Here is an 11,829-nt window from a genome sequence, read left to right as displayed (position 1 = left end):
CCTTGTTGTGCGTTCGGCTTTGTTTTAGACTAGTTTTATATGTTGTTCTTCAAGTTTCACATTAAAGTTAATTTCGGCTTTCAATGCTTTAAACACTTTAATTATCGTGTCAATTGTCGCACTGTTTGCACTACTTTCTAATTTGGAAATTTGAGATTTTTGAACGCCAACAATTTGTCCTAATTGTTCTTGTGTCAAATTTCGTTCTTGTCGAGCCGTTTTAATCATTTTACCTAAAACATCCATTCGTAGTTCATATTCGTACTCGTCACGTTCTTTTGTTCCAACTTTACCGATATATTTATCTTTCATTTCGGCAAGTGAGTATGATTTCATTTCGTTATTTGCCATTTTATTTGCTATTTTGTTTATTACTAAAATATTTTTCTCTAATTTTGACCGCTTTGTCAATTTCTTTTGTTGGGACTTTGTTAACTTTCTTTATAAACCCGTGCGTTGCAAGTACTAAAGTTTCTTTTCCGTCTGTTTTGTCCCAAAATGCAAGAAGTCGAATTTGAAGTCCTGCATAAAGTGTTCTAAACTCCCAAATGTCATTTTTAAGTTTTTTGAAAAGTCTTGGGTCGTTTGTTTGTTGGGCTAAATCAATGTTATAAAACAGTTTTCTAGCAGTTTTTTCATCAAGTTCAGAAATAAACTTGTCAGCTTCTTCTAAAAATCGTGTTTCAAAAAATTGCATTTAGTTGTTTTATGTAAATTTTTAACAAAGATACAAAAGTTTCCAAATATCACAACTTAATTTTTCAGTTTGTTTTATGCACAATGTTCGAATAAGCTGACGCACAACGGTCAAGTATAAGCGTAGTGCGGGATTTCGGAGCAATTCACTGTCCGCCCACCACAAAGTTTCTTAGGAGCAAAAATGCTCAAATTTAGCAGTTCAGCCCGCATTACGCTTATACAATGTTGGCGGTAGTTTTTTTTATTCAATTCTCCTTAATACCCCCTTTAATTTTGCTTCAACTCCAAGATTATCAAAAAGTTTTTCAGTCAATATTAATGTCTTCTTGAAAGCTGTTTTAATATCTGTCGGATCTAATTCTGATGTTGTCTCCTGAAATAACGAATACCAATCTGGGTCTATGTCTTTTTCCAAGCTTTTTGTTGGACTTTCCCAATGTTTGGTTTGGTATGTTTCAATTCTTATTAACCAAAGTAAATATTTTTGAACATTTGATAAGCTTTGGTAAGCGTGAGCAAATTCCTGTCGTTTAATTAAGTTGCTTGTTGTAAGTAAAACATTCAACAATGATTGGCTCAACCACAGGATATTTTCATTTGTTGTTCGATCAGGTACTTTAGTTTTTATTTCTTTGAGCGTGTTAGTCAATAAATCTTCTTTATCTACTAAAATCATCTTGTCAAAGTCGCTAAACTCTACCAAACCGTCCCACGATTTGATAACTTCCATTTGGTCGTTTGTCAAAAAATGAAACTCCCCCCTTATCATATTTTCAAAAATGGCAACTTCACTTCCATACTCGTTGGTAAAATATAATGCCAAAGGATGAATTTGGCTTACCCAATTTTCAGCGGAAAAATTTTCTTTATCCTTCAAGAAGATGTAGAATTCAATATCTGAATATTTGTCCCCTTCATTTTTGGTAAATGACCCGTACATAAATACGGCAGAAATATTTTTATCATTTTGAGCTATTGACTTTGTTTTGTCAATCATTTGTAACTGTGTCATTTTCTAATTTTTTAATATTAACAATCGCCCTTTCTACTTTGCGTATTAAAGGATATTTCAATTCTTATTCTATCTTACAGTTACTTATAGCTTCATTTTCTTGAATGTTTTTCGTTGTTAATTGTTTCTTCAAATTACCGCCAACGGTTCGGGGCTTTGCGAGGGAGAGGATTAGAAAGCACAAACTTTCAATTTAGCACCAACGTAGCAAAACCATTTTTTTATTTGCTAATTTACACTTTTCAAACAAATAAAAAATGGTTTTTGCGGAATAGAAGCACAAAAGTTGAATTTAGCACTTAACCCGCTCTCTTGCAAAACCCTTGTTAGTGGCTGTGGCTGTTTGTTTACTCTTTGTTTGATTCATTTATCTGTAAATCAAAAGACTAAAAAAATTTTTGCTTTTTCTCCAAAAGTTAATTTTTTCAAAAAACAGTCTTGTTTGAAAAATTTGTTATACTTTTGTTGCATAAACAACAGTTGGTTATGCAATCAATTTTAGAATATCAGGATTTTTACAATCTGCTTACGGGCAGGACACCACAGGCATTTAATCGTGTTTTGAATAAGAATTTCAGACAGAACGGAGTAGAATTAACCAAGGAACAATGGTCTATTTTGGCTGTTTTGTGGGAAAATGACGGTTGCTCGCAACAGTATTTGGCAGATAAGAGCTTTCGGGACAGACCAAGCGTAACCCGTTTGATTGATAATATGGAAAAAGACGGTTTGGTCGACCGGAAACCCGATGTAAATGACAGAAGGTCTAATTTGATTTTTCTGACAAAAAAAGGAAAGCAAATACAGGAAAAAGTTATGAATCTTGTCAATGCTACCGTCGAAGAATCCATAAAAGGAATCAGTGTAGAAAATATAGTGACAGTAAAAGAAGTGTTTCATAAAATATATCAAAATTTAGAGGTAAAATGAGAATTAAAAAATTACTGCCTATACTTGCCTGCCTTTTGGCTTTTGAAGGAAAGGCTCAAATTGATGTGAGCCCGTCTTTGCAGGAAGCAATTCAGAAAGCAATCGACAAAAACGCTTCTATCCGAAACAAAGATTTGGAAGTGGAAAAAATCAGTACGGAAAAGAAAAGTGTTTGGAACAAATACATTCCGAAAGTAGAAGGTTCGGCAAATTACATGTATTTCGATACGAAAATAACGCTCGATTTACCGACAGGAAACATTCCGGTTATCAATCAGCCGGTTTTTGACGGAAAGCAATCGTTTGACAGTTACGGAAACTTATTGATGGGTAGCCTGATGGCAAAAACGGTTTTGTTTAGTGGTTTTCAGATTGAAAACGGAGCAAAGGCTTTGGAGCAAAAACGAATCGGAACGGCTTATCTTTCCGAGGCTGAAAAAGAAAGTTTAATTAAAGAAGTGATTCATTCCTTTGACCAAGTACACTTGTTGAACGAAGTCGAAAAATTGCTGATTGACAGCGAAAAACGATTGGCTACCGAAGCCAAAAGAGTAGAAAGGGCTATCGAAGAAGGACTTGCCATTCCGTATGACAGGGACAAAATCAAATTGGCAAATCTCGAATTACAATCCAAAAAGATAGAAATGGAAGGAAAACGAAAAGTCCTTTACCAAAAAATAAATTACCTCACGGGATATTCCGAAAACCAAATCAAAGAAGTAGAATATTTACTTGTTCCTTATGTGATTTCGGAAGATTTATCGGTTGAAAACAAACAAGAGCTAAAAGCCTTGGAATCATTCAAGAAGGCTTCCGATTATATGGTCAAGAAAGAAAAAGGGAGCTATCTTCCTGTTTTGGGAGCATTCGGAGGTGTTACTTATGCGAGCCTTTTTGACGCTACGATGATTACACCTGAAATTCCAATGGTAAATTCCCGACTTTACGGAAGAATGAATGAACTTACGTTGAGTCCGAATTGGATGGTAGGACTTTCGATGAAGTGGGAGATTTTCAGCGGATTTGAACGTAAGCACAAAATCCACGAAGCCAAGATAAATGCGGAACAGGTGCAAAATCAATTAGATGATGCGAAAGAGAAATTTGCTTTGCTTTTGGAAAATAACCTGGCGGATTACAGGGTTCAGAATAAGAAATACCAAATTGGTCTGGAACATGAAAAAGTAGCTTCAAACAATCTGAATATGGCTGTAAGGCAATATCAGGAAGGGCTTATCAACATTTCCGAAAGATTGGAAGCGGAGAACGATTTGTTTAAAGCATCAGCCAATAAAATTCAGATTTTAGTAGAGCAAAGGCTGTCCGCTTTAGAAACACTTTCCGTAACAGGAGAATTAACCAAAACTATTTTAAACTAACTTATTAAAAGTGATGAAAAAGATATATTTATTATTAGTTGTAGTGATTTCCGCTGTCGGTTGTGGTAAGCCGAAAGCCGAGGTTATTCAGGGAAAAATCGAAAGGGAGCAAATCGGAATCGTATCGAAAATTCCGGGAAAAATCATTGAAATCCGTATTCAGGAAGGAGATTTTGTAAGGAAAGGCGATACGCTTGCTATTTTGGACATTCCTGAAGTCGATGCCAAAAAAAGTCAGGCTGAAGGAGCGGTTCAGTCGGCAAAAGCCCAATATGATATGACTTTGAAAGGAGCTACGGACAATCAGCTCAAACAGCTAGAAGCCAAACAAAAAGCATTGAAAGAACAGTACGAACTGGCTCAAAAATCCATTAACCGATTGTCAAATATGCTTAAAGATTCGTTGGTTTCTCAACAGATGTATGATGAGGCTTTCGCTAAATATCAGGGGGCTCAATCGCAGTATCTGGCTGTTCAGGCTGAAATTTCGGACGTGAAATACGGAGCGAGAATCGAACAGCAAAAAATGGCTTTTGGACAACAGGAAAGAGCTTTGGGAGCTTTGCAGGAGGTTTCGGTTGCGGATTCCGAGCGGTATATCATTGCTCCACAGGATATGACGGTAGAGTCCATTACGCTTAAAGTAGGGGAGCTGGCGCTTCCCGGTTATACCTTGATTAGCGGAACGATTTCGGAATCGACTTATTTCCGTTTTACGATTCCCGAAAGCCAGCTTTCAAAGGTTCAGAAAGGACAGGAAGTAACTGTCAATATAGTCTATAACAAAAGTCAGGTTAAGGGAAAAGTAATTTCGGTTAAGGCTTTGGGAGCTTATGCAAATATTGCAACGGCTTATCCCGATTACGAAATTCAGGAGAGTCTTTTTGAGATAAAAATCAGTCCGGTTGATATCAGTCAGACCAAAGATTTGTTTACGAAAACTACGGTTACTTTAGAACTGTTAAAATAAAAATCAAATGAAAAACTTTTTTTCGCTTATAAAAAGGGAATTCCGTTTGTTTTGGGATAACAGTGTGCTTCGGTTGCTTTTTATTGGGGCTCCGATTATGTACGGAATACTTTTGGGCTTTGTTTACCAGAAAGGAAAAGTTACCGATTTGCCTGTTGTGGTGGTTGATGAAGACCAAAGTCAGATGAGCCGAAAAGCTATTGAAATGATGCAGGATAATGAGGTTCTGAACGTGGCTTTTATCCGTTATGACCAGAACGATTTAGCTAAAATTGTAGCGGAAAACGATAACATTCCTGCAGTTGTGATTATTCCGAAAGATTTTGAAAAGCAGGTTATGACCAAAAAGTATCCCGAAGTGCTTACCATTGTAAATACTTCGAATGTTTTAACAGCCAATTATGCTTCGACTGCCATTCAGATTTGTTTAGGAACACTTAAAGCGGGAGTTCAGATTGAAGCTCTTAAAAAACAAGGAATGCCTGAAAGTGTGGCAATGTCGCAATATGAGCCGTTCAAAACCACGTTTATCAAAAAATACAACCGAAGCACGAACTATATGTACTTTTTGTGGCCCGGCATTTTGGCTACGGTTTTGCAACAGGTTTTGCTGTTAGGCTTGGCTTTGTCGTTTGCCTCGGAATACGAAAACGGAACGTTCAGAACTTTGGTTTCGGAAAACAAATCCCTACTCAAAATAATGGCAATTAAGATAATTCCGTATCTGATAATGAGCTTCGGTATTTGGTTCTTGTATTATCTGTTTACGTTTTGGTTCAGGATTCCGTTTTATGAAAATCTAGGTGCTTTGACCTTTGTAGCGGGAATTTTCGTGTTGTCGGTATGTTTTATCGGGATATTGGTAAGCATATTGATTCCGAGTCAGCTCAAAGCAACCGAAATATTGATGGTAATAGCCACTCCGAGTTTTATTTTGAGTGGATTTACGTGGCCGCTTTCGCAAATGCCCGATTGGGTTGTGGCTGTTGCAAACGTGATTCCGCTTACACATTTCTTACAGGCATTCCGAATTCTGCTTATTGAAGAAGGAACGTTGTCCCAATGTTCGGGTGCAATTTGGGCTATGATTTGGATTGGACTTGTTTGTGCGGTTTTGTCTTATGTAGCTTTGTATTTTAAAAGGAAAAAGGTGTTGAAGCAAGGTTGAATTTTGTACTGCAAAAAAATCCTGTGTGGTAGATTTTTATTATTTTTTTCTGTGTCAGGTTGTTATTTTTCAGCCGTTTAATTTCAGGGGTACGGTTGTTCTGCCATTGCCACTAACGTTTGGCAAATTGGCGATGGAGCCGACTTTTAGCACAAATGTTGAATAGAATTACTAATCTTCAACATTGCACAAAAGTTCAATAGAAGTACTTCACCGGCTCTATTGCCAATTTGTTTGTTATGTGCCGTTTTATTCCATTTTATACATTTAACAATTGCTGAAACGTAAAGTCGGGTTTAAACATTTCAATTTCGTTTTGAGTTGATTCTTCTTGTGCTTCTTTGCCATAGATAAACATTTGCTGTTCATAATTTTCAATAGCCTCTTCAATGCTGTTAAATTTCCCATTGGTCAGATTATCCGACAATATCAAGGCATCCATCAACCCGCTGTTTACGCCTTGTCCTGCAAAAGGAGGCATCAAATGAGCAGCATCTCCAATCATCGTTATGGGTAATGGACGCTTACTTTTCCAAGACTTACCTAAGGGAAATATTCGTGTCGCTAACCCTACAAAAGATGATGTCACACGAATCAGTTCTTTGTAGCGTTCATCCCAATCGGAAAATTTTTTCAGGAGAAAATCAACGACACTATTTCTGTCTTGAAAATCTACCAGAGTCTTGCTTTTCCATTCATCAGATGTTTTAAAACTTATTCCAAAATGCAATGCACCATTATTATTAGGATTCGCAAATAATAAATTACCTTGATGAGCAGCCATTAGCCGGTTTCCATTGCATAGCTGAAAAAATCCAGGACAGTTCACCTCTGGATGATGAATATCGGCTTGTATATTGAAAGTACCTGTTTCTTCAACTTCCGTGTCGGTAACAAATTTTCTTACTTTAGACATTCCACCATTGGCAATAATAACCAGATCTGCTGTTTCACTCGGTTTATCTTCAAAAGTTAGTGTCCACTTCTCCTTATCAGGTTCAAGCGTAACAAGTTTTCTATCCCAAATGACGGTGTCATTTTGTAGGCTATTTAATAAGATAGTTCTTAAGTCATTTCTGTTTATTTCAGGATTGTCAAACCGATTTTCGGGCTTTACATTTTTTGTGGTTAAAATATTACCCTTTTCATCAGCAATATTTACACCCATTGGTAAAGCTAAGTCATAATAAGTTTGTAACAATCCCGCTCTTTTCATTGCTTCCTGTCCCGAATCCCTGTGCAGGTCAAGTGTCCCACCAAAAATCCTTGCATCTCGGTCTTTGTCTCTCTCGTAAACTGTAACGTCCACGCGGTTTTGCTGTAATAATTTTGCCATAGTCAGTCCAACGGGTCCACCACCAATTATTGCAACGTTCTTATCACTAAGTAAATTCATTTGTTTGTCTGTATCTATTCGCATTGTCATTCAAAAATGGCACATAACGGGAAACGCATTGGCGAAGTGGCGGATAAATTGGACAAAAAGTTCAATTTAGCGAGAACGTAGCCGATGTGTTTCCACAGAGCTAACTTACAAATAAAAAGCGAATGTGGAACACATTCGGCGGAATAAAATGCAGAAACTTTCAATTTAGCACTTAACCTGCCATTTTGCCAATGCGATGTTATGTGAAGGAATTTTTAGTATCTTTGTATTCAAATAATTCACATTTTATGTATTTCAGCAAGCCTTGGTAATTAAAAATTAAAGTAAATTATTAAATCGTCTTTTTGAGACGGTTGCTATTTGGTACGTTAATTTTTAATTTAAAATAAGGTAATAATGAAAAATATAAAACCCTTAACTTTTCCGTTTAATTCGGAAAATAATACATCCATAAAACAAAGTCTTTTTCGATTTCGAGAATATTTTGATTCTTCTACAATTGTTGGTTTAGGCGAAAACGCACATTTCATAAAAGAGTTTTTTACATTCAGGCATCAAGTTATTGAGTTTTTAGTAACTGAATGTGATTTTGACACCTTGGCATTTGAGTTTGGTTTTTCTGAAGGATTAGAAGTTGATAAGTGGATAAAATCACAAATTCCATTCGACGATTTGGATAAGTTACTGTCACACTTTTATTATCCAAATGAGTTTAAAGATACTTTGCTATGGCTTCGTCGGTATAATCAAGACAATAATAATCAAATTACCTTTTTAGGTGTGGATATTCCTAAAAATGGAGGTTCTTATTTTCCAAACTTTCGTATTGTATCTGATTATTTGCAAAGACTTTCAATCGTTTCTTCTGATGTCTTACAGAAGATTTTAAATCTTGCTGAGAAATTTGATTTCTATTCGACTTCTCAGCTTGCGTTAAATTTATCGCTTTTTGATGAAGCTGAACATAATGAATTAAAAGCATTGCTATTAAAAGTTTACATTCGTTTGATTACTCTTCAACCAAAATTAGAAAGTTTAGAATTTCAATCGATAGTTCATCAAGTTAAAGGCTTGATTTATATGAATTATAATGCTGATGCTATGGAAAGTTTCATTACTGAAAGGGGAATTGAAGGAGATATGGGAGCAAAAGACCAGTATATGGCAGAAAGCATTGATTGGTTTTTGAAAAATTCACTTGGTAAAAAGATTATTTTGGTTGCCCACAATGCTCACATTCAAAAAACTCCGGTAGATTTTGATGGATTTATTAGTTGTTATCCAATGGGGCAAAGACTTTCGATGACTTTTGGAGAAAAATATAAAGCATTTGCAATAACTAATCTACGTGGAGAAACTGCGGCATTGTATCCTGATAATGATTATCAATTTGGCTTTAGGGTTGATAAATTTCCACTTGATTTTCCAGAGTCGGATTCTGTTGAATTTATTATGCAAGAATTTGGAGGAAAAGAATGCTGTTTACTAATGAACAGAAGTACGGAATTAAAAAATTGTAATAAGATTCGATTTGATTCGATGTGCCTAAAAACTGAAATAGAAGAAGCTTTTGACGGAATTTTTCTAATAGAAAAATCAACTGTTTCAGAAGTAGTGGATTGAGAATTTATAAATTTAATTTCGAAACGGCACTTTCTTTTTGGAGGTGCCGTTTTATTCTTTCACATAATGGTGGGGCTTTGCGAAGAAGCGGACTAAAAAACCACTAACATTACCCCAACTACACAAAGGTAATAAAAATTTCATTATGTCCAAATGAAACCGCTCCCGCTTTTTTGCAAAACCCGTGTTGCACGCTGGACTTTCGTTTCAGTTTCTATTTGGTATTCACAATATGATATATTCGCACAGGCTAAATTTCAGTTTTCTAAATTCAATTCCAGTTTTTCAAATTCAACTCTTCCCTATTTTCAATTCAGCTTTTCATACTAAGTTGGTAAAATCAATTCGGAGTCTGTTGCGTTGTACGCTACGCTAATGAAAATTCACTGCGGATAAAAGTCAATTCTATTCCGTAATACAAAAAATAGAAAATGAATTCAAACCTTTCAACAGACTCCTCGTTCGGTTTGGATTCAGTTTCTTTTATAACGCTAAGATTTAACTTTATTTCAACAGAGTGATTTTCAGTAGTGTAGCGTGCAACGTGCCGCGTATTGGCGATGGGCGGGATTTTTAGCACTGAACTTTAATCGAAGAACAGAAGTTGAATTTTGCACTTCCGTTGATACGAAGCCGTTCAGCCCGCCTATTGCCAATACGATGTTGTACGACGTAGTTATGTTTTGGGTTTTAGTCCAGCTAAATATTTTCGTATGTCATTTTCTAATTTATCCGGGTATTTGTACTCTAATTTTTTTGACAATTCAGTTCCTATTTCTGAAACTAAATCAGTCATTGAAAATAGAGCAGTCCAATTTTCCTTTATATCGCTCCCTGAAAATGTTTGTTCTGTTTTAGCCCACATTTCCTGGTTAAGATACTTTTTGAAAAGTCGTCCATATTTATTGGTCGTTATGTTCCAATTGTGTTCACTTGCAATGTGCCATTCAATTAAAGGAATTAAATATTCTGTGCGAATAACGGTTTCCGACATAAATTTCGCATAGAATATTTCATCTCTCACAAGACACTTTGCCACGTAAGTTGTGTCCCACCAAAAATCGTTTATTAGATTTTGAAACTCTTTTTCAGACGGTTTTTTGATAATGGAAATTTGATAAGTTGGTTTCAGCATTTGCTTTGTAATACCATCTTTATCAATTAAAATTTTATAACCAATATCCCAATCTTCTGGTAATTCTTTCTCTTGCGTTTCCTTTATAAATTTTGATTTGCTGTAAAGTTTAAAATCTACTTTCACACCGTCTTCATAAAGTAGCATTTTCATTGCGTGTTTATGGTTAAAACAACTTTCGTCTTCTTCAATCATAGCAATTGGATTTCCGAATTTAAGCGTCCAGCTTTTGTCTGAAATGTAATTTGTATTATCCTCAAAAACAAATTCAATGTCTAAATCACTAAATTCGTCAACAAGTGCTAAAGGATTTACAAGTGAACTTGTCAGAAGAAGAACTCTTACATCTTCGTTTTTCTCCGACCATTCTATAATTGTTCTTAACTTTTCTTCTCTGACTTTCATTTTGTTTGGTTCGGTTTTACTATGTCGTACAACTTATTTATTGATACGGCTTTTCTGTACAAAACAGCATAATACTTGATGTTTTTGTGCAGGTTTGTTTCTTTATTTGATCAAATATAACGAAAGTAGGTAGACAATGATTTCTTATTTCTCATCAAGTAATCACGTTACCTCCAATACCTTTTCACTTCAAACGCATAGGCATTTTTCTCATCCACTACTTGGGTTGCTACCGTTTCAACATTCCAAGCGACAGCTTCGAATTTCGGGAAGAAGGTATCTGCACCAAATTCGCCCTGCACATGGGTAATAAACATCTCTTGAACACAATCAAGCGCTAAAGCTTCTCGGTAAATTTGTCCGCCTCCAATTATGAAAACGGTTCGTTCCACTTCATTTTTATAATGATCCAAACAGGATTCCAAGGAAGAAAAAACAACTGCTCCAGGAGCATGATATTCGGTATTGCGTGTTAAGACCGCATTCTCGCGGTTGGGCAACGGCCGAAAACGTTCCGGAATGGAATCGTAGTTTTTTCTACCTGTAACCACAATATGTCCCGTGGTTGTTTCTTTGAAAAATTTCATATCTGCAGGCAAATGCCACATCAAATCATTGTTCTTTCCAATACCGAATTGCTGATCAACAGCAACAATCAATGCTACTTTCATGGAAGTACTTTGTAAATTGTAGGTGAAATGAACACCATGCGGGGATTTGGAATTACTGCATCGTGAACCTGTGTTCCCCTGGCCTCTTCTTCCGTGAGAAAATAACCAATTACCCAATGATAGGTTCCATCCCAAATCTTCATTCATTTTGGCTTCAAGTCTGTGCCGTTTTTCCAAGTCTTCTTCATTTCCAAAGTCAGAATTTAGTTTATATTCAATTATTAGAAATTTTAAATCATCTTCGTCTATTTGCTCATAACCTTCATTAATCTTCTCATTAATTTCCTGTTGAATTATTTTATGAAAATTTTTTAAAAGTGTGGATTTTACTTTTTTTTGCTCTCCATTTTCTCCAACAGTTCCCCAATGAACAAGACCTGTTTTGTCATCTTCATCCCAAGTTTCCCAATAATGAAGAACTCCATTAATTTCTTTGTAAAGTTTTAGCAT

11 protein-coding genes are annotated in these 11,829 nt (G+C 35.7%); 5 read left to right on the top strand and 6 right to left on the bottom strand.

Annotation, left to right across the window (positions count from 1 at the left end):
• Positions 1–24: 24 nt before the first annotated feature.
• From D1J36_RS09740 to lnu(I), 3 genes are all read right to left on the bottom strand, one after another.
• Positions 25–351 (bottom strand): helix-turn-helix domain-containing protein, encoded by a 327-nt coding sequence (locus D1J36_RS09740; protein WP_079206273.1) that lies wholly within the window; start codon positions 349–351, stop codon positions 25–27.
• Between the two features lies 1 nt (position 352).
• Positions 353–697, bottom strand: coding sequence for a type II toxin-antitoxin system RelE/ParE family toxin (locus tag D1J36_RS09735; RefSeq protein WP_004917621.1), 345 nt, complete (start codon positions 695–697; stop codon positions 353–355).
• 243 nt (positions 698–940) lie between these two features.
• The gene (gene lnu(I), locus D1J36_RS09730) at positions 941–1,711 is read right to left on the bottom strand and encodes a lincosamide nucleotidyltransferase Lnu(I) (RefSeq protein WP_154138264.1); all 771 of its coding nucleotides are present in this window, start codon (positions 1,709–1,711) and stop codon (positions 941–943) included.
• A 486-nt stretch (positions 1,712–2,197) separates the two neighbouring features.
• Between lnu(I) and D1J36_RS09725 the strand changes: the two genes are divergently transcribed.
• From D1J36_RS09725 to D1J36_RS09710, 4 genes are read left to right on the top strand one after another with little or no spacing between them, the layout of a single operon-like run.
• The gene (locus D1J36_RS09725; RefSeq protein WP_120181153.1) at positions 2,198–2,641 is read left to right on the top strand and encodes a MarR family winged helix-turn-helix transcriptional regulator; all 444 of its coding nucleotides are present in this window, start codon (positions 2,198–2,200) and stop codon (positions 2,639–2,641) included.
• Positions 2,638–4,020, top strand: coding sequence for a TolC family protein (locus tag D1J36_RS09720; protein WP_052911699.1), 1,383 nt, complete (start codon positions 2,638–2,640; stop codon positions 4,018–4,020). The genes D1J36_RS09725 and D1J36_RS09720 overlap by 4 nt, the downstream gene beginning before the upstream one ends.
• A 13-nt stretch (positions 4,021–4,033) precedes the next feature.
• Positions 4,034–4,990, top strand: coding sequence for an HlyD family secretion protein (locus tag D1J36_RS09715; protein ID WP_052911698.1), 957 nt, complete (start codon positions 4,034–4,036; stop codon positions 4,988–4,990).
• A gap of 7 nt (positions 4,991–4,997) precedes the next feature.
• Positions 4,998–6,158 (top strand): ABC transporter permease, encoded by a 1,161-nt coding sequence (locus D1J36_RS09710; RefSeq protein ID WP_154138263.1) that lies wholly within the window; start codon positions 4,998–5,000, stop codon positions 6,156–6,158.
• Between the two features lie 259 nt (positions 6,159–6,417).
• Here D1J36_RS09710 and tet(X) read toward each other — a convergent pair whose 3' ends face one another.
• Entirely contained in the window at positions 6,418–7,584 is a 1,167-nt protein-coding gene (tet(X), locus tag D1J36_RS09705; RefSeq protein WP_252339447.1) for a tetracycline-inactivating monooxygenase Tet(X), read from the bottom strand.
• A gap of 357 nt (positions 7,585–7,941) precedes the next feature.
• Here tet(X) and ere(D) point away from each other — a divergent pair, with 357 nt between their 5' ends.
• On the top strand, positions 7,942–9,168 hold the full coding sequence (gene ere(D) / locus D1J36_RS09700; protein WP_009040233.1) for an EreD family erythromycin esterase: 1,227 nt from the start codon (positions 7,942–7,944) through the stop codon (positions 9,166–9,168).
• Between the two features lie 676 nt (positions 9,169–9,844).
• Here ere(D) and D1J36_RS09695 read toward each other — a convergent pair.
• Positions 9,845–10,708: an aminoglycoside 6-adenylyltransferase AadS gene (locus tag D1J36_RS09695; protein WP_003013318.1), complete on the bottom strand. Its 864-nt coding sequence runs from the start codon at positions 10,706–10,708 to the stop codon at positions 9,845–9,847.
• Between the two features lie 167 nt (positions 10,709–10,875).
• Positions 10,876–11,829 (bottom strand): dihydrofolate reductase, encoded by a 954-nt coding sequence (locus tag D1J36_RS09690; RefSeq protein ID WP_216650029.1) that lies wholly within the window; start codon positions 11,827–11,829, stop codon positions 10,876–10,878.

Source organism: Riemerella anatipestifer, from assembly GCF_009670965.2.
Classification (GTDB): domain Bacteria; phylum Bacteroidota; class Bacteroidia; order Flavobacteriales; family Weeksellaceae; genus Riemerella; species Riemerella anatipestifer_B.
Note: the sequence above shows the minus strand (reverse complement) of the source record. Positions and strands in the feature narration are given on the sequence as shown.